General features: G+C 38.6%; 22 protein-coding genes. 5 read left to right on the plus strand and 17 right to left on the minus strand.

Features of this window, described 5'->3' with window-relative positions; all coding sequences use genetic code 11:
- Positions 1-2 precede the first annotated feature (2 nt).
- From CLV48_RS20855 to CLV48_RS20615, 8 genes are all read right to left on the minus strand, one after another.
- Positions 3-137, minus strand: coding sequence for a hypothetical protein (locus tag CLV48_RS20855; protein WP_281261114.1), 135 nt, complete (start codon positions 135-137; stop codon positions 3-5).
- Between the two features lie 170 nt (positions 138-307).
- Positions 308-664: a DUF418 domain-containing protein gene (locus CLV48_RS18885; protein WP_106568859.1), complete on the minus strand. Its 357-nt coding sequence runs from the start codon at positions 662-664 to the stop codon at positions 308-310.
- A 240-nt stretch (positions 665-904) separates the two neighbouring features.
- On the minus strand, positions 905-2194 hold the full coding sequence (locus CLV48_RS18890; protein ID WP_106568860.1) for an agmatine deiminase family protein: 1290 nt from the start codon (positions 2192-2194) through the stop codon (positions 905-907).
- Between the two features lie 219 nt (positions 2195-2413).
- A complete protein-coding gene (locus CLV48_RS18895; protein WP_106568861.1) occupies positions 2414-3700 on the minus strand; it encodes a type II toxin-antitoxin system HipA family toxin in 1287 nt (428 codons plus the stop codon).
- Positions 3694-4038 carry a helix-turn-helix domain-containing protein gene (locus CLV48_RS18900; RefSeq protein WP_106568862.1) on the minus strand — a complete coding sequence of 115 codons (345 nt, stop codon included), beginning with the start codon at positions 4036-4038 and terminating at the stop codon, positions 3694-3696. The genes CLV48_RS18895 and CLV48_RS18900 overlap by 7 nt, the downstream gene beginning before the upstream one ends.
- 423 nt (positions 4039-4461) lie before the next feature.
- The gene (locus tag CLV48_RS18905) at positions 4462-5145 is read right to left on the minus strand and encodes an agmatine deiminase family protein (RefSeq protein WP_106568863.1); all 684 of its coding nucleotides are present in this window, start codon (positions 5143-5145) and stop codon (positions 4462-4464) included.
- 168 nt (positions 5146-5313) lie between these two features.
- On the minus strand, positions 5314-5505 hold the full coding sequence (locus CLV48_RS18910; RefSeq protein WP_106568864.1) for a hypothetical protein: 192 nt from the start codon (positions 5503-5505) through the stop codon (positions 5314-5316).
- Positions 5506-5544: 39 nt separating this feature from the next.
- Positions 5545-5685, minus strand: coding sequence for a hypothetical protein (locus CLV48_RS20615; protein ID WP_170069058.1), 141 nt, complete (start codon positions 5683-5685; stop codon positions 5545-5547).
- A 180-nt stretch (positions 5686-5865) separates the two neighbouring features.
- Here CLV48_RS20615 and CLV48_RS18915 point away from each other — a divergent pair, with 180 nt between their 5' ends.
- Together CLV48_RS18915 and CLV48_RS18920 are read left to right on the plus strand one after the other, a co-directional pair.
- A complete protein-coding gene (locus tag CLV48_RS18915) occupies positions 5866-6150 on the plus strand; it encodes a type II toxin-antitoxin system RelE/ParE family toxin (RefSeq protein WP_010609664.1) in 285 nt (94 codons plus the stop codon).
- Position 6151: 1 nt separating this feature from the next.
- Positions 6152-6451, plus strand: a complete 300-nt coding sequence (locus CLV48_RS18920) for a HigA family addiction module antitoxin (protein ID WP_106568865.1) — start codon at positions 6152-6154, stop codon at positions 6449-6451.
- Positions 6452-6565: 114 nt separating this feature from the next.
- On the opposite strand, the gene CLV48_RS18925 is transcribed toward CLV48_RS18920, so the two are convergent.
- From CLV48_RS18925 to CLV48_RS18960, 8 genes are all read right to left on the minus strand, one after another.
- A complete protein-coding gene (locus CLV48_RS18925) occupies positions 6566-6943 on the minus strand; it encodes a GxxExxY protein (protein ID WP_010609663.1) in 378 nt (125 codons plus the stop codon).
- Between the two features lie 232 nt (positions 6944-7175).
- On the minus strand, positions 7176-7646 hold the full coding sequence (locus CLV48_RS18930) for a YceI family protein (RefSeq protein WP_245889614.1): 471 nt from the start codon (positions 7644-7646) through the stop codon (positions 7176-7178).
- A 152-nt stretch (positions 7647-7798) separates the two neighbouring features.
- Positions 7799-9349 (minus strand): hypothetical protein, encoded by a 1551-nt coding sequence (locus CLV48_RS18935; RefSeq protein ID WP_106568867.1) that lies wholly within the window; start codon positions 9347-9349, stop codon positions 7799-7801.
- Positions 9350-9482: 133 nt separating this feature from the next.
- A complete protein-coding gene (locus CLV48_RS18940) occupies positions 9483-10172 on the minus strand; it encodes a hypothetical protein (RefSeq protein ID WP_106568868.1) in 690 nt (229 codons plus the stop codon).
- Between the two features lie 193 nt (positions 10173-10365).
- On the minus strand, positions 10366-11196 hold the full coding sequence (locus CLV48_RS18945; protein WP_106568869.1) for a helix-turn-helix transcriptional regulator: 831 nt from the start codon (positions 11194-11196) through the stop codon (positions 10366-10368).
- A gap of 228 nt (positions 11197-11424) precedes the next feature.
- Positions 11425-12054: a response regulator gene (locus CLV48_RS18950; RefSeq protein WP_106568870.1), complete on the minus strand. Its 630-nt coding sequence runs from the start codon at positions 12052-12054 to the stop codon at positions 11425-11427.
- Between the two features lie 370 nt (positions 12055-12424).
- Complete coding sequence (locus CLV48_RS18955) at positions 12425-14437, minus strand: tetratricopeptide repeat-containing sensor histidine kinase (RefSeq protein ID WP_106568900.1); 2013 nt, start codon at positions 14435-14437, stop codon at positions 12425-12427.
- 130 nt (positions 14438-14567) lie between these two features.
- Positions 14568-16073 carry a S10 family peptidase gene (locus CLV48_RS18960; RefSeq protein WP_106568871.1) on the minus strand — a complete coding sequence of 502 codons (1506 nt, stop codon included), beginning with the start codon at positions 16071-16073 and terminating at the stop codon, positions 14568-14570.
- Between the two features lie 224 nt (positions 16074-16297).
- On the opposite strand from CLV48_RS18960, the gene CLV48_RS18965 reads away from it, so the two are divergent.
- The 3 genes from CLV48_RS18965 (at position 16298) to CLV48_RS18975 (ending at position 18141) form a co-directional block, all read left to right on the plus strand.
- Entirely contained in the window at positions 16298-16648 is a 351-nt protein-coding gene (locus tag CLV48_RS18965; protein ID WP_106568872.1) for a single-stranded DNA-binding protein, read from the plus strand.
- Positions 16649-16805: 157 nt separating this feature from the next.
- Entirely contained in the window at positions 16806-17780 is a 975-nt protein-coding gene (gene pfkA / locus CLV48_RS18970; protein ID WP_106568873.1) for a 6-phosphofructokinase, read from the plus strand.
- A 55-nt stretch (positions 17781-17835) separates the two neighbouring features.
- Positions 17836-18141 (plus strand): hypothetical protein, encoded by a 306-nt coding sequence (locus CLV48_RS18975; RefSeq protein ID WP_245889615.1) that lies wholly within the window; start codon positions 17836-17838, stop codon positions 18139-18141.
- 8 nt (positions 18142-18149) lie between these two features.
- On the opposite strand, the gene miaA is transcribed toward CLV48_RS18975, so the two are convergent.
- Positions 18150-19070 carry a tRNA (adenosine(37)-N6)-dimethylallyltransferase MiaA gene (miaA, locus tag CLV48_RS18980; RefSeq protein ID WP_106568875.1) on the minus strand — a complete coding sequence of 307 codons (921 nt, stop codon included), beginning with the start codon at positions 19068-19070 and terminating at the stop codon, positions 18150-18152.
- Between the last annotated feature and the right edge of the window lie 35 nt (positions 19071-19105).

Consider the following 19105-nt stretch of genomic DNA (forward strand, 5'->3'; position numbering starts at 1 on the left):
ACCTATTCAAGTAGCTGTGCACTTCCCAAATCCAGGATAATTCCCCCTGCTACAAAATCTAATGCCATTCCTCTTTTAGCTTGGATATAATGTGGGTCATAGAGATTGGGATTGAATAAACCATTCCATTGCTCCATCTTGCTTTTTAAAAAACTACCTTCCTATTGAGCCGCGATGTATAATCCTCAAAGACCTGAACTGATCCAGAAAATAGCCACCAACAAATAACTGATCAGGGTAACAAAGCTAATTGAATTGGGAGTTATTGTTGAGGCCTTTGATGTCATACTGTAATTTTTCAAGGAGTTTACAATTTAAATTCTGGTATTTTACCATAGGTGAGCTTCCTCCAAAGCCATTCCATTGGACCAAACCTATACTTGCTCAGCCACCATTTGCTAAAGGAAATTTGGAAGCTGAAAATAGCTAAGACCAACAAGATACCTTGCCAGACTTCGATTTCTCCAAACAAACCAAATAAAAGGGAAAACAAGACAAAAAATTTCCCAGTGAAAAAGAAGTAAATAAAACCATTGGAAAGTATCTCCATGGTACTTTCTCCAAAGAAAGGTAACAAGATCAACTCAACGGCTGGTTTGAAAAAAGCTGGCATATTGACCATAAGAATTCCGAAAATGGCAAATCCCCTCAAGGAATCTACCAAGTCGATTCTTTTGGATTAGGACAAAGGGGCAAGAGTTTCCATAGTGTGTAGTTTTTGTAGTTCACGCAACGAGCGCAGCGGGATACGCAGCGAACGCGGCGATTTTAAAACCCTACCGTTGCGCTCGTTGCGTTTTCTCACTGCGTGCGTTGCGTGAAACCATTCCCCTAAATTTCCCTCAATTTCAAGTCGCCCACAATACCCCAATGATGTGATGGTATTATAAAAAATCCCTAATTCTCAATTCACTTTAGGCACTTGCTTGGTGAAACAATGAATACCTCCACCCCACCAATTATAGGTTGTAGCATCTATCCAAACCAAAGTTTTATCAGGGTATAAACTTGAAAAGATATTTTTCACACGTTCTTCTTTTTCAGGAGAACTGCCTACATGTAAGTAGGTGGGTAATAAAACCTTGTCATTTGAAATCAAAAAATTCAAATAGGAAGAAGAAGACAAATACTGAAATGTATCTCCGAGTTGAACATCCTGATCAGGGGCAAAATACTCTTTTCCAATCGTGGAATCACTCATTGCCCAGCCTTCTACAACCACATTAGGCCTATACCTAAGGTCAGGCAAAGGAACCTTAATGATAGAAAAAGGCCTTCCATCTTGATCTTTTGCTTTTTTCAGAATTTCATAGGTCTCCTGCATCCTTTTGTGATTTTCGGCATGTATGGGATGTAGGTTTTTTTCTTCTTCATCCACCCATGCAAGAAGAATCGTATTGGCATTGGCGAATCGAATGTATTCATCCGTATGACCAGCAGTGCCCATAGCAACATATCCAGGAATGATGATTTTCGATATATCACCATCTTCCACCAAGCCTTTTCCCACCCAAATAAAATGCTGAACACCCAATGTGCGATGCAACTCTTGCTCCATGCTTTCCTTCGTGGAAGTAGGATTGACCATAAACATCCACGCTTCATTCAGCAAAATGGTACCTTTACCATTGACTTCTAGTGCACCCCCATCTAGATTCAAGTCAGAAGTAATCACCTCTAACCCATCTTTTACAGCCAAAAGACTGTCGGTTTTTTGATTTCGGTCGAAAAAAGACGCGTCTGATTTTGCCTCCTCAGCATCTATCCCTTTTTCGATCAAAAAACGTTCAAAATAGTCTTGATAGGACCATCGGAAGTCTATGACTTTTTTATCCCCCAATCCATTCACCAAGTAAACCGGACCAATGTCCCTAAGTGCCAACGACTGCCTAATCGGTACGGATAAAAACGTAAATTTTGAAGTATCTAAGCCTTGTTCCAACAAGTATTCTTTAAAAACCATTTGGTTTTCACTGGTATCTGATACAAATATGACATAAGTGGAACCTTCAAGCGCTCGTGCCACATCTGCAGCCAAGGGGAAAAACCCAGGTTCCCTTTCAGCCCAGCCCAATAATATGGCTTCCTGTGGTTCCCATTCAGCAGGATAATAAAAAATAGCAGGATCTCTTCGCTCTTGCCTGCAGGAGAAAATAATCACTATCAAAAAGACAAAGAAAATTAGATTTTTCATGGATTAAGGATTTTTGTTTCATGCGGCGAGCGCAAAGAAAAGCGCGGCGAACGTAGCGATTTTTTAAATTAATTACGTTGCGCCCGTTGCGTATTTCTCGTTGCGCTCGTGGCGTGAAACCATACCCCTAAAATTCCCTCAATTTCAAGTTGCCCACAATACCCTAATGATGTGATGGGTGAAATATTGAGAAGTAAAAAAAATAATCAATTCCAGCAATTACACCAATTTCACCAAAGTGGCGGCAATAGCCTCAGCAAGCTTTGAGTTCACTTTATATTTTCCAGCATAACTTGTCCAATTGGAAACGACCTCCTGTACTTCTTGGATAATGCCTTGCGGGTTTCGGATAGAATTTTGCTTGGCTATCGCCAAAAAATCCTCTAGCACAAAATCTTTCCTTTTGCCATTGATGCTCAGACAATGCTGACTGACCCAAACACTATCCGGCCTGTAAGCATGGCAAATATCATAGGCTGGAGAAAGACTCCATTTTCCCTTCTGATTCATTAGGAAAGCAAAGTTTTTGGTATGATCGTCACAATTTCGGGCCAGCACATTGAACACCATCCTGCGGAACAACTGCTCTGCTTCTGCATAGGTAAGCCGAAGTTGGCGCATGGTCTGAAACAGCTGTTCGTAACTGTAGCTACTGACATTATTAAAATCAAAATGCTGCAAAGCACAAAAAGTCTGCATGTGTAGCTTTTCGGTTCCGTTTACTCTATCAAAACGCTTAGTCATAAAATGAGCCCTACCCTCTTCTTCAATCAGCCTGCTTTCAGCCATTTCAATTCCAGCGTCTATCGCCATGGCATAATAAGCCATCTCCACCCGTCCATAACCAAAGGTCTCTCCAAACTGCGTATCATTGACCCCATCAAACTTGATCAACCAATGCTCAAATCCAGCCTCCTGCAAGGTCTGCCCCGATCGGATCATTCCTGTAGCTTCATTGTATGCGATGATGGCTTTGGGTCTCGCTCCCCCCGCAGAGGTCCCCATCTTTAATACATTCAACATGACATCGCGCATAGCCTGATCTGTATTAGTTTCAAACTGCTCCCTGCTTTCCAACAACTTTTTGGTTGTCTCGACAAGGCTTGATAGCTCCAATAACTGACCTTGCTCTTGAGCAGGCAGTGTAGAAGGCTCAAACTCCAAACCGCCCATGCCTCGATTTCCTATGAAACAAAGTAATTCTACAGGATTCAGGGAGTTTTCCGGTCGTCCATGACGGGCAAGCCAGCCATTGATCAATTCATTTCCATAGCGATCAGGTAAGGAGTCCGCCAACAAACCTGGAAGTCCTTTGAATGTTGCATTGCCTCTCAATTCAGGAAAGCCATAAATACGATTCCCAAGCGGCATCCGAATTGGTGAGATATCGAGTTTATCGGATGCAAACCTGCGGTCGTATTCGAAAAAAGCCAATTCTTGACTTTCATCCCATACCACCGCTCCTATCCGCTGTCCCCATAGCTTGACAAATGCCGTCCTTACCATCCCAGATCATCTTTAGGAGGAGATTTTTTGCTTTTGGAAGCCCTTTTCCACTTGGCCTCATCTTCTTTGGCCAGCTGCATGGGACTGATCGGCTTTACTTCTTGAAAATGCTCCAACACATACAGCGCATCTAAAACACGAAGTATTTTTAATAGATTGGTCAGCGCAATATTCTCTCCCCTCTCCAATAAACTAAGTGTAGATCGACTGATCGCAGCCCGCTCCGCCACTTCATCTTGCGTAAGGTTCTGCTCAATCCTGCGGGATTTGATAAAGCCTCCTATTTTTTTGAGAAGCGCTCCATCACTTATATACGATATGTATGAAAAATCACTCATTATATGACAAATTAAGCTATTATGACTTATTTTTCATACAAATATACAACTATTTTTCAATACAAAAAACATATTTTGAATGATTTTTCATTCGTTAATAGTAATTTAATCTATTAACGAGTATTATTTCATTCGTTATTTTAATTTATAAATAACAATTTTGATTGATGAAATAGTTTTTACAAAAAGCATTTTTCAAAAATAGTTTTTCAAGAAAGCGTATTAATAATTGTTTCACGCAACGAGCGCCAAGGGTATCGCAACGACCGCAGCGATGATATATTGACTGCCTTTGCGTTCGTAGCGTTTTTATCGTTGCGCCCGTTGCGTGAAATATTAACGCTGAAATTGGTTGAAATTCAATTGGTTGCCAACAACTCAATCATAGATAGTTTTGATAAAGCCATTATTAAAACTCCTGATTTACCTCAAAACTCTCCTTTCGGGTTCCTGTTGTGTACTGCAATGTATACCTCCACCATGCCAATTCAGCATCAAAGCATCTACAAAAACAATTTTACGACTGGGAAATGCTTGTTTGAACAAACCTTCGATGGTCAGATTTCCTTTAATCCATTTGGCATCGGTGGCAACAGCCATTAGGCTGTCCACTTTTGCTCTGTCAATTGTTCTTGTTTTTTCTCTAAATATCTCTAAACTATCCAAGATAGTAGAATCTCTGAGTACCCTCCAATCCAAGCTCCCATATCCATTCCACTCAAAATCTACCGCTCCTAATTCTCCTTGGTGATTGACCACAAAAGCAGCACCATGATCCCTGATCCAGTGAGCCTCTCCCGGCATTACAAAGAATTGAATTTTGCTAATATCCACACCCAAGCTGTCCAATTTCTTTTGAGCAATCTGCATGATACTATCCGAAGGAGAGGCCATTTTGATCTGCACATGTGCATCAATCGCTTTCATCACTTCGCTCATGACTCTCTTGTAGTCAGTAGCCCACTCGCCCATGATCCAGGTTCCAAACCACACCGCTTCATGGGGTTCGAATTCCCCAGGCATGTAGAATGCAGTTGGGTCTTGATGCTCTTGCTTACAGGTGAAAAGGATAAGGACTAAAATGGTAAAGAGAGCTAGTTTTTTCATGAATTTTTAGATGGTTTATAATTGTTCATGCAACTAAGGCAAAGAAGCTCATCCTTTACTTCCTTGGAATCTCCCAATGGTCGGGTACGGCTTCACAAAAGAAACGCTGCGCTCGTTGCGTGAAAGTCGTTGCGCTCGTTGCGAGAAACTTTTAAACTATTTAACATCTTAATCAGATAAAATTTTAGCAATCCTCGGCTGCTCAACTTTCTGCAATTCAGCGGCTTTTTGTTCCACTGCTTCAAAGACCCTCAAAAAATTCTCTTGGGTCACCTTTTTCAACTCGCTTTCTTCATGCGTCAGCTCTACTTTGCCTGTACAGGAAATCATAACAATAAAGAACAAGCCATATATTTTCATGGTTGAAAATTGATTATAATTAAAACATAGATAGTTACCTCAACCTAATGAAGCTACAGATAAAAAGCCCTTTAAATAATCCAATAGCATCATAATTAGGAAAAGGATTGTACCAATCAAGGCAGCGCAGCCCCCTATCACACAGGTATGGGCCAGGATATTTTCAGATTGAACTTTCATAGTGTTGATAACTTGATAAAACATTGAATATGAATATCCTATAAATGTACAGAAATGACAAAGTGCGGACAATACCCTAATTATGTGATATCGAGGCAAAACGTTTAAAAATAAAACAGTGTGTTGTGAAATTAAAAACAAGATACTAACTTTAAACGTTAGTAACGCAAGGCAAGACTGATGATAAAAGATTTTGGTGATAAAGAAACTGAAAAAATTTGGAACGGTATCTTTTCAAGAAAACTACCAAATGAAATTCAGCATGCTGCAAGAAGAAAATTAAGAATGCTTCATAATGCCCAAAGTCTTCAAGATTTGAGGATTCCACCAGCAAATAGACTTGAAAAACTCAAAGGAAATCTATCTTCATTTTACAGTCTCAGAATCAATGATCAGTGGAGGATCATATTTGTATGGGACAATAATGATGCTTACCAAGTTCAAATATTAGATTATCATTCATAAAATGGAAAAGCTTAAAAACATTCATCCAGGTGAAATTTTATTAGAGGAGTTTTTAATTCCTATGGAAATTTCTGCTTACAAATTGGCTAAGGAAACATTTATTCCTCAAACGAGAGTTTCTGAAATCATCAAGGGCAATAGAAGGATTACTGCTGATACTGCACTTCGATTAAGCAAGTTCTTCGGAACTAGCCCTAAATTTTGGTTAGGATTACAGGATGACTTTGACCTAGAAGAGGAACAAGATTTAAAATCAAAAGAACTGGATAAAATCATTCCTGTTGAAGATTCGGGTGTTTGATGGTTTTTTTAAAAAAATTTCACGCCACGTGCGCAAAGAGAAAACGCAACGATCGCAACGAATTCTTGCCGTTTTTTCGCTGCGTTCGCCGCGTGAAACCATCAATTTTTTAAATCAAAGATTATTGACAATTCGATGAATCCCATCTTTAAGATATTTGACATTAAAATTTATAAGTAGACCAAGCTTTTTCTCTGATAGCTTCAAATATGTCAAGGTTTGGGCAAAATGTACAGGTGCTAGAGCTTCGTTGGCTTTAATTTCTACGATCACCTTGTTTTCAACCAGCAAATCAAGTCTAAAGCCTGCTTCAAATTTTATTTCTTTGTAAATAAGAGGGACCGGCACTTGAGATACCACAAAAATACCAGCCTGAATCAATTCAAACTCCAAAGCTTTTTCATAAACTGACTCCAATAATCCCGGGCCCAAGTTTCTATGAATTTCAAAAGCCTTATCCAGAATGACAGTTGCAATTTCATTTTCCTTCATGACTTAAAAATTGGTTTTTATCAAATTTCCAATCAAAGAATTTTTCTACCAATTCTGAGGCAAGAGATAATCGATTAATTATCCGTTTAATCATTTTCATTTAAAAATTTCACGCAGCGACCGCAGAGATAAAACGCAGCGACCGCAGCGAAATATGGACATCTTATTCGTTGCGAACGTTGCGTGAAACCGCTGCGCCCGCTGCGTGAACAAAAAAGCTAAAATCTTAGATCTAAAACTCAATAATGATCCTCACCTCGTCAGAAAGCACCAAACTCTTCTCTCCTAGCCCGAAATCCAATCGATCAATTACAAACTCTCCCTTAAACTTCTGCTGCCTTCCTGTTTGGGACAAAGTAAATGGGATTTCAACTTCCCTTTTTACATCCCGGATCTGCAACTCAAAAATCCCTACAAAAGCGTTCTTACCTTTTGCCTTAAAAGATTTGGATTCCAAACTAATGGAAGGAAATTTTTGGATATGGAAGTACTCCCGCCCATGTAGATGCTTATCTCTTAATTTAATTCCTGTTTGAATACTTTCTGGATTGGCTTTTCCTCGGATACTTGATTGATCCAATCTCTTTGAATCAAAATCCACCTCCACCTCCCAATCTGAAATCATTCCATCCACAGTAATTCCCGCATTTTTGATTTTGAATTGGATAGGGCTTTCTGGTTTAACCGATTGAGCTATAAGCAAACACGGAACTAATGCAAAAACCAAAAACAATCTATTTTTCTTATTAATTAAAACTAGGTTCACGCAGCTGGCGCAAAGAATACGCAATGATCGCCACGGGGCTAAAACAATATCTAAATATCCAATATCCATCAATATCAATTTTTAAAAGTTTAAAGTGTCAACAAATACGCAACTAAAGCCTTCCTATCCCCTTCATTCAACTCCATCCCAAATTCATGACCTTTAACTGCCTTGGTTTTGATATCATGTGGCTTGAATCCTGTAGGCACATAATCATCTCTCAGTCTCGCTGGATCAAATAGATCCTCCAGCTTAGCTAATGAAGCATCATGTAAAAAGGGGCCTCTATACCACAGCCCCAACAAAGAAGGAACTTTGTAATACCCTGTTCCTCTACGGGTATTCAAGGTATATCCTGGGTCAGTACCAACCGAAATATCGAAGACATCATATTTATCAAAGTGTTCATCAGGTACTTCAAACCCATCAGCAGGAGTCAGCTTATTGTTTGTAAAAAGCGGCGGGGTATGACAAGTCACGCAACCTTGTTCCGCAAAAATGATCTTCCCCCGCTCGCTGACAGTTGATGGTTTATAAGGGTTTTCCGGTGGGGTCAATGAATAAACATATTTTGCAATAGCATATAATTGTGCATCTGAATGTCGGTCATGGGTTCCTGGAAAAAAGATGGGTTCTCCATTATTTAGCCTTTCTTTTGTCAAGCCTATGGAATTGTAGTCTCCATAGAAATTCAAAAAATCCAATGCCTGATTCATAGCAATGTAGCGCATCATATCTTCTATATTCCTGTGTTGACCCAAACCTCCATGGTCTAGGTATTTCCGGTCTTTTACACCAATCAAGTTTGGCGCTTGGGGTGGATACAGGATACTGGTTCCTTGTCTACCAAACGCACCTTCCGGAACTGCCTTATAGGCTTCCAGAATAAATTCTCTTCCACTGGCCAGCAATTTCCCATGAGGATCACCTTCCACAAAAGGACTTCCGAAAAGAATATTGGTAATACCCTGCACTCCTCGTTCAGAAACTCCATCGGACTCTAAAGCAAATGCAAAAGCCTTATCCCCAGGCCAGTTTCCTTGTGCTCCTTTCAATAGACTACCATCTTCCATGATCCGGGTATGGCACATGGCACAGGAAAGATTCCCCAAATACACCTTCCCTTTTCCTGCTACAACCCACTGTGCAAAAGGCATGATTCCCTCTGGTGTCAAAGGCATGCCTGTACTGGAATAAAAATACGGATTGCGGACATGTTGGGTATTGATTATAGCTCCTAGGGTATCAATTGGATAGTCAAAGAGTAACTCACCTGCTTTGATCCAGTCCTCCTCTGTAACTAATTTACTTTCATCAAATACAATTTCTGCTTCCTGTTCGTGCAACCATTCCCAGTATCCTTCTGGTTCATAATCTGGATGGTAGACAGGATAAGTTTTGTAGATGACTCTTTCTGGGAGCTTATAGTAAAAAGCTTCTGATACAGGTTGTGCCGAATATGCTGGATTTGAATTAGGCAGCTCCCAATCCTTCATGGCTTCATCTGTCCAGATACGTGGAATATCCCTAACAGAAAAATAAGAAACCCCTTGATTACTCAACCCAAAAGCCAGAAATGGCAATATCATACAGGCATACAGCCACAAGGGGAGTCTAGAAAGCCATTTTTTGATTTTCATATTAATACTTTATTTTCAACCACTTACACAAGTTAACACTTTCAAAAATCTACCACAATACCCTAATCAGGGGATATGGTTTGGGTAAAGACCTGTCAGGTTTTGAAAACCTGACAGGTCTTCAAGCTAAAGCCTACCAAATCCTCAATTCAACATCTTGTCTAGCCTTAGTTCTAGAAATCACCTTATACTCAAATTTCTGATTGGTACCTGACATTGTTCCTTCTGATTCTATTACCAACAAATAGTCTTCCTCAGACCTAGGCTTATTGTACTCTTCGTAGCGGGAAGCCACTCCTTTCCTTGGATTGAGGGCTTCCAATTCAGGAAGAGTTAAGACTCCATCCGCCATAGCATTTGCCAATAAGCCACTATCCACAAACCAAACAGGCATATTCGATCCTGCACCATAAGCAATGGCTGGAAAAGTACCCATTGGTGCATTTGGTTCGATCAAACCTTGTCCGGATAGTGTCAATGGGCAAAAAAATCCATTGGGAACATGGTACAAATCCAGCAAGTTAAATTCAGGATCAATGCACTCTACCTGCCGCATCATGGGAATCACAACCGTTCCATTAGATTCCATCAATAAAACATCCGGACCAAGGACTGCAATTCTTGCGTAAAATGGTGGCCCAGGATCATCCTCTGGAAAGGCCAACTCGATGAATGACGGATTGGCTTTCAGTTTCTCGTATTCCATCCGTGCTTTTTCAAGCTCTGAAACTGTAGTCTCAGCATCGTCATTAGAGCATGCAATTATCAAAAAAGTAAGACCGATAAATAAGTTGATTAACAAATAGTTTCCAATTCTTTTCATGACTTTAAGAATTAAGGTTTAACAATGATTACCCTACAAACCTATATTCCAGATCAAAAAATGGATAGTAAGAAAGCGACATGTTTATTGAGTAGCGAGAGACGAGAAGCAAGATATTAGAATCAAGAGGCATGAATTAAGAAAAAAAGAGAATTGGAAAAAGATGGCGTGTCTCGTTTCTAATCTCTCGCTGCTAGAATCTAATTGCCGCCTGAAACCTCAGTGGCTTCCTTTTCAACTCCTCCTCCATCATCGAAGGTGTGATCCCGGCAAATTCTTTGAAGTCTTTGATAAAGTGCATCTGATCGTAATAACCGGAGAGATATGCTATTTCTGACCAATTAGGGATTTCTGATTTTTCAAAAAGTCTGTATGCATTGGAAAACCGGATCAAGCGGGCATAAACTTTTGGGGAGAAGCCCACCCTTTCTTTGCATTTTCTTTCAAATTGTCTCAGGCTTAAGCAGGCATTGTCAGCCACCTGTGAGATGGGCATCAGCCCTTGATAATAGATCATTTCATTTAGGGCATTGTCTATCGGCAAAAGCTCTTTGACTCTACTCAATTTCCCAAGCAAATAATCCTCTATGAACTGATGTGCTGTCTCCAATGATTCTACTTGTGAACAGCGCTCTACCAAATCATTGATATCATTGCCCAACAACTCCAATCCATCAAACCCATCATCAAAAATTTCTACCATAGGAATACCCAGCAATCTAAAAAGGCCTCCTGGACGGAAACCTATGACAGCTACTGAATAATCATGGCTCACCGTCAATTCCATCCGGGTTAACTGTGGCCCTACCACCACAGCCTTTGATCTTACCCTAAATTCAGATTCATAGACTTTCTTGGCTTTGAACTTTTCTTTGATATATAAAAAAATACAATGCTGAGGCGTTGGAGGATATTGACCGGAAATTGCTCCTTCATTTGGGTAAAGTACATGATCCACCAGAAAAATACTTTGGACAAAACTTGCCAAAAGCGGATGGGGAGCGAAAAATTTGTATTGGATCATATTTGTAACTTCATTTTAGCATCAAGACGTCTTCTTATATAAAAGATATTCATAGATATTGGGATATTGATGAATATTGAACCTAATACAACCTTCAAAAAATATCAATCGAGTATCAACAAATATCGATAAATATCCATTTTAGGAAGATCCAGACCTAGCAAGTCCTTATCAATATCTCATCCCGATGCCCGGGACAGGGTATCCAATCGTATCTATCAACATCAATCAAACCAACCCTTCATTTATTGCTTTCGATACTGCCTCCGTTTGGCAGTGTACCTGAAGTTTTTCGTAAATGTGTTTGATATGGGTTCTCACTGTATCAATGCTGATTTTACAATCCGCAGCAATCAGTTTGAAACTATTGCCTTTGCTCAATGAAAGTAATACATCTTTTTCTCGTTGAGTTAAACTATAATTAGATGGCTTATGATGATTCTGCATTGATTGAATTACCAATTTAGCTACTGCCGGTGACATGGGTGCCCCTCCCTCCAATATTTCTTCCACCGCATGAAACAAACGTGTGGCGATGTACTTTTTAAGCAAATATCCAGAAGCTCCTGCTTTTATGGCACTTAATACATTTTCTGAATCCTCGAAAACGGTTAAAATCAAAACCATTGTTTTTGGAGCAATTTTTTTTACAATTTTTGTCGCTTCTATTCCTGATATTCCCGGCATCTCAATATCCATCAAAATCAGATCTGGCCTTAATCTTTTCACCTGTTCTTCCGCCTCATTTGCATGTGCATAAGCCCCCAACAACTCCATACCCTCATTCAAAGCAACCATACTGCTGATGCTTTCGCGCAGGAGGTCATTGTCTTCATATAATAAAACCTTAATGGACATATTCTTGGTATTCAATGGAACTTTGTGTTTTGGCAAACTCCTCTTATTGAAATAAATAGTAATATGCTTTTGGCGAAATATTTTGAAATAAGCTTTCGGAGAAATATCCTTAAGCCTTCCGCAGTCAAGTGTAATTAATTACATTGATATTTAAATTTGGTGAAAATTATTTCAACCATATTACGTTAAACTGTCTATCGAATAGAAGAGCTTATTTCCACTTTATTTCAATCAACATATTTCAACCCTATTTCGCGAAGCATATTTCAACGTTATTTCTACCTTATTTCGCAGAGCATATTTCTTACACACTTAAATATCCGATTTTACTTTCAAAAAATAAATCCCCTAATCATGTGATAAAAAAGCATTAGGTAATTGGTGCACTTAGTTGTATCGAAGTTCCAGATTGTGGAAAGCTAACTATGGTCATGCAGCCCCCCATCATACTTGCTCTTTGTTGCATGTTAAATAGTCCATTTCCTTTTTTGATCTGCTGAGGATCAAAACCCTTCCCGTCATCTTTGATCAAAAGTTCCAATTTATTTCCTTCAAATCGGAGTTTGATATCTAAATGCCTACTTTCCGCATACTTGGCTGTATTATTTAGTGCTTCTTTGAAAATCAGAAAGAGGTTTCTTCTTTTTTCCAAATCAAGTTTAACTTGTTCTGCTCCTTCCTCAATTTCAAAAAAATAAGTAATCCCTTTGGGATCCAATATCTCAGCTGCGAATTCCTTCATTTTGCTAAGCAACTGTTCCAAACTATCGTTATTCGGATGGATAGACCAGACAATATCACTTAATCTGTCCATCATGGCTGCAGTCTGGATGTTGATTGTAGAAAATAAGGACTTGTCTACCACCCCTCCTTTTTGTATTGCCATTTGGGAAAGTATATGGATACTCGAAAGTGTACTTCCCAAATCATCATGTAAGTCCCTGGCAATTGAATTACGTAACTTTTCAACTTCCAGTAACCTTTTAGTACGATTTACAATCCTATATTTATTAACCAAAATAGTTGCCAGTAAAATCAAAAAGGCAAAAATTGAAATTATCAAATTTTGGTTGGCTTTGCGCTTGACCAATTCTAAGCGGTCTAATTCCTTCTCAGCCTTGAGCAAACTGATTTCATTTTCTTTAATGTCAAGTGCATACCTTGACTCCACTTCCTTTAGCTGGGCTTGTAATGCACCAATTCCAACAGAATCTCGATAGGCAAATTCAAGGGTTTGAGCTTCAAGAGCATCCTTGAATTTTCCACGATCTTGAAAATATTCTTTTATGTTCCTAAATGCAGTACTGGCCTCACTGTATTTTTTGTTTTGAACTGCTACCTCCGACGCAGTCATAAGGCTCTGAATTGCCTCCTTGTCCAATGCCAAAATCCTTTGGGTTTTCCCTAAATCTGCTAAAATCTTAGCATCATACGTGCCGATTTCTGCTTCCTTCAATACTTTTTGTGCCTTTTGAAAATGTTCCAAAGCAAATTGGTATTCCTCCATAATCATGTAATTTCTTCCAAGATTATAAAGTTGGATACCTACCAATTCTTTCAGACCAAGCTTTTCCTGCATCTCCAAAGCCTTGGTAAAGAATTCTTTAGCCTTATGATTTTGCCCGATATCCATAAAAATATTTGCCAGATTGCCCAATACCATGGACTCTCCCCTTTTGTCGCCCAAAACCTTCCTATATTCCATAGATTTTAAAAAATACTTTTCAGCCTCATTATAATTTTTCAAATGGTAATGGGCAGCTCCGAGGCTGTTATAAACAAAGGCCAAACCAGTCTTATTCTGGGTTTTTTCAAAAATTTCCAAAGCCTTGAAAGTAGCATCAAAATTGGATTTGTGATTTTCCAATTGCTTATACACATTTGACAAATTAATGTAAAGGCCAGCCACATTATCCTGGCCGATCGCCTTATGATCCAAGGCTAAGGCTTTCTCGTAATAGAATAGTGCCTGTTCAAATTTTCCAATTCTGTTAAAATGTATCCCTTTACCGTTATAAAGATTATAAGCGAGTTTTTGGTCATTTAAATCAGATTTGCGAAGCTCTTCTGATTTTTCAAAATAATAATACACAGAATCCAATTTGCCCATTGCAGAATAATTTCCTGCCAAACGAATAGCGGCATTTGCTTTGAACTTATCAAAACCTGAGTCCTCCTTCAGATTTAGAACTTCCCAAAAGTACTCTGCCGATCTCTTAAGGTCAGAGCGCTCCAGCGTAATTCCTAAATTCAATAGTGCTTTGGCATGTGTGGTATCTTGCCTGTTTTGGGAAACGATATTTTGCAAACTGTCCAAAAGGGAGGTCTGAGCTCTAATATTTGGACTGACAAAAAAAACCAATATCAAAACAATTATTCTCATGATCTCAATCTCCAAAAACTCATTCAATATAGAATATTTTTCTGGAAATCAAAAAGTTAACCTCAGCACTCTCAAAAATAAAGGAGGCCATCCTGGGGATAGCCTCCTGAAATATTAATTAAAAAACATATCATTTCATCGTGTCCAAAATAAAATCAGACAAATCCTTTTTGAATTTGATCAATGAAGGCATGTGCGTGTACATCATATGACCTGCTTCATAATAAGTCATAATTATATTTTTTCTGATTTCAGGCCTTAAGTTCAATTGGTCAATGGTATGCTCCACACCATAAAAAACTGTAGCAAGATCATAATACCCATTCATAATCAACACCTTAACATTAGGATCCTTGTTCAGAGCATCGGCCATATCGATAGCGGTATTAATAGAAATCATGGAACCCCAGCCTTCATTTCCTTTATGTGACCAATCCCATTTAAACCCGGGAGATGAATATGCAGAGGTTTTGTAATTCAAATTTTTGCTTACGCCAAGATCTCTGTGAAAATAATCCAGAAAGCCGGCAGTATAAGCAGGAGAAATGGCATCACTTTGGGGATCTGTAATGGCATATTGGTTTATGGGAAAAGGATTGATCCCAATAAATCTAGAATCCAATCTTCCTACAGTCATTCCTTCTTCTCTAAGCAGCTCATTAAAAAACTCTCCTGCCGTCATCCTAAGGTTAGCTCTCTCCCAAATTTTGGCAGGAACACCAGCATAATTTTCCATTTTCTGGGCTACTTGCTTTCTTTCTGCATCGCTCAATCTTCCTCCTTTAAATAGGGCTGGTAAATATTCTTCTTCCGTAAATTTCCTGACCTCATCTACAAATGCTTCCAGGTTAGGATTTTTATTCTTCAATTTATCATGATACCAGGCTGTTGTAGCATATGTAGGAAAATGTACCAGGTAAGAAGTACTTTCTTGTACAGGGAAAGCAAGAGACCGGATATCGAAAACAGCTGACACCATTACAACCCCATTAAGGGCATATCCTTTATCCAACAAATAACTCATTACACCCGCATTTCTCATGGTACCATAGCTTTCACCAAGGAGATATTTTGGGGATTGTAGTCTATCGTATTCTTTAAGAAATTGCATGATAAATAAACTAATGGCCCTTATGTCCTGATCAACACCCCAGAAATCCTTACCCTCAGCCTTTCCGACAGGTATACTTAACCCTGTCCCAACAGGATCCATCATTACCACATCTGCAATATCTAAAATTGAATATTCATTATTCACCAATTGATAGGGTGCAGCTTTGGTATAGTCAGGGTCATTGACTACAATCCTTTTGGGCCCCATTACGCCCATATGTAGCCAGTATGAGGATGAACCTGGGCCACCATTGAATGAAAAAATAATAGGCCTTTTAGAAGGTCCATCTTCTTTGAAGTATGCTGTAAATCCATGAAGGGCAATTGGCTCATTATTTTCATCCTTCAGGAGCATGGTTCCTGCCCTGGTTTTAAGAGTATGGTTTACACCATTGATTCTTACGGTCTGATTAGAAATAAATACCTCTGGTTCGGGAAATGGTTTGTCTGTTGGCTTTTCCTGGGCCAAAGTAGCCGAGGCAAGAAAAAAGATTATTAGAATTAGGAAGTTGAATTTTCTCATAGGTTTTATTAAGTTGGTTACAGCACACAATCTAAGCATTTATCTTTATCCATTGAAAGCCACTTATTGGCAGATTTTAATCAATAGGACCATTAATCGGATATAGTCGGATATATCCGATTAGAATTTAGGCAAATCACTCACTTTTCTGATATTTGAACAGCTGCCTTTTTTTAGTCGGCTATTAATCTAAATCATTCTTTTAACCATTTACTATTTTAACAATGAGCAGTTTAAGAAACAGGGTACAACTTATCGGGAGATTAGGTGCCAAAGCAGAAATCAAAAGATTTGAAGATGGAAAAATTAAGGCTTCATTAAGTTTGGCCACAAATGATTTCTACAAAAACCAAAAAGGGGAAAAAGTTGAAGAAACCACTTGGCATAATGTAGTGGCATGGGGCAAATCTGCAGAAATCATTGAAAAATACACTGATAAAGGAACGGAGATTGCCCTTGACGGAAAACTGACCAATAGGAGCTATATAGACAAGGATGGTATTAAAAAGTACATTACAGAAGTTGTACTAGACAACATCGTGCTTTTGGGTGAAAAAGTAGCTGTAACAACTTGATCTGATTTATCCAGATTTCAATATTTTTAACGAGGCATGGCCCTACCCCTTTTCGTTGGTTTGGAAAGGGATAAGATAACATTTAAAAGATTTTCAGGTTTCTTATTTTTAAAAGGGTTTTATCAGTATTTTTACGCCTCGTTAAACCTATTAAACAATGAAAAGAATAGCGGTTTTTACTTCAGGTGGTGATGCACCTGGAATGAATGCATGCATACGTGCTGTTGTTAGGACAGCCATTTTTAAAGGTATAGAAATTTATGGTATTTCTTATGGATACGATGGTATGATCAATGGAAATATCAAAAAAATGCAATCTCATTCTGTAAGCAATATTATTCAAAGAGGAGGCACTATCCTCAAGTCTGCTAGAAGCGAAGAGTTTAGAACTCCTGAAGGAAGGAAGAAAGCATATGAGAAATTGAAAAAGAATGAAATTGAGGGAATTGTTGCTATTGGCGGTGATGGTACATTTACAGGAGCCAAAGTTTTTTTCGAAGAATTTGGAATACCAACAATAGGCTGTCCCGGAACTATTGACAATGACATTTACGGAACTGATTATACTATTGGTTTTGACACTGCTGTTAATACTGCTTTGGAAGCAATTGACAAAATCAGGGATACAGCAGCAGCCCATGATAGGATCTTTTTTATTGAAGTCATGGGAAGAGATTCTGGGTACATAGCCTTAGAATGTGGAATTGGTGGAGGAGCAGAATTTGTGATGATTCCAGAAACTGAAACCAATTTAAAAAGTGTAGTTAAATCCCTGAAAAATCTTCGAAAAAGCAAAAGTTCTTCTATCATTGTCGTAGCAGAAGGAGATGAAGAAGGAGGCGCAGAAGAAATCATGAAAAAGGTTCAAGAGAAAGTAAATGACCCTGAAAAGGAGTTTAAAGTTACTACCTTAGGCCATATTCAAAGAGGAGGTAATCCCACTGCCAGAGACAGGGTTTTGGCTTCCAGATGTGGGATGGCGGCAGTAGAAGGCCTTTTAAATGGCCATTCAAATTGCATGGCCGGTATTGTCAATGGGGAGGTGGTTTATACACCGTTTGAAGATTGCATTGGCAAACCCAAAGAATTAAAAGAAGACCATCTCAAACTTATTGAAATATTAAGCATTTAATATGGGGTTTATTCCAGTCATCCTAACCTTGTCTGCAGCCATAATTTTATTTATTATGGCTGTAAACAATTCTTTGAAATCAAAAAAAATACAAATTCAGGATTTCCAATTTAAAATGATAGAGGGGTTAAAGGAGTTTGATGATTCATTGAAATCCAATGAAGCCATCAAACCTGATTACATTTCCGAGATATATCAAAGAGTAAAGAAAAACCTCCAAGAGGATGATTTTGAAGCTTTCGAAAACAAAGTAAGGAGACCTTACCAACAGATAAAACTACTAAAATCACAATTCAACAAGCTCATCTCCAAAAAACCATATAGTTTTGTTGCAACCCTAATGGGACATAAACCATATTGATTGCCCTATTAATTTAAATCTACAATTTTTGCCCTTACAAAATCAAATATTTCCTGCTCTTGATCCGGATGGAACCAGGTAATTTCTGGATCATTCCTAAACCATGTCAGTTGTCGTTTGGCATATCTTCTGGAATTCCGCTTTAAAAGTCGGATTGCTTCAACTTTATCATATTCCCCTTTCAAGCTCCCAAAAATCTCTGAATATCCTACCGTCTGAAGGGCATTTAAGTCCCTATAGGGAAACAGCTTTTCTGCTTCTTCAAAAAGACCTTGATCAATCATAAGGTCCATTCTTTGATCTATCCTTTCGTATAATTCAGCTCTGTCTCTGTTTAACCCTATTTTTATGATATGAAATGGCCGATCAGTTTTCTTTTTTTGTCTAAAAGAACTATAGGGTTTACCTGTTCCTAAACTGACCTCAATTGCCCGCATCAAACGCTGAGGGTTCATGATATCTACTTCAGAATAATAAGTAGGGTCAATTGCTTTTAACTTATTTTGTAAGTATTCTAAACCAAATTCCTGATAGGATTTAATTACCCCAGCTCTAATCTGTGGTTCTATTTCAGGTATTTCATCCATCCCATACGATATAATATTTACAAAAAGGCCAGATCCGCCTGTCATGATGGCCAAATTACGTCTTTTGAAAATTTCATTTAGCGCATCTAAAGCGTCCTTTTCAAAATCCTTTACATCATAATTATCAAAAATGGATTTATGATCAATCAAATGGTGTTTGACCAAAGCCAATTCCTCTAAACTAGGCTTTGCTGTCCCGATAAGCATTTCTTTATAAAATTGTCTGCTATCGGAGGAAATAATTTCTGTTTGAAAGTTTTTAGCTAATTTTAGGCAAAGGGAAGTCTTACCTACAGCCGTAGGACCGACTACAATGATGAGATATTTGTTTTGTTTACGCAATTCGGCTTAGGAGTTAATTATTAGTTGCTTCCAAA

This window comes from Cecembia rubra, from assembly GCF_003014575.1.
GTDB lineage: Bacteria > Bacteroidota > Bacteroidia > Cytophagales > Cyclobacteriaceae > Cecembia_A > Cecembia_A rubra.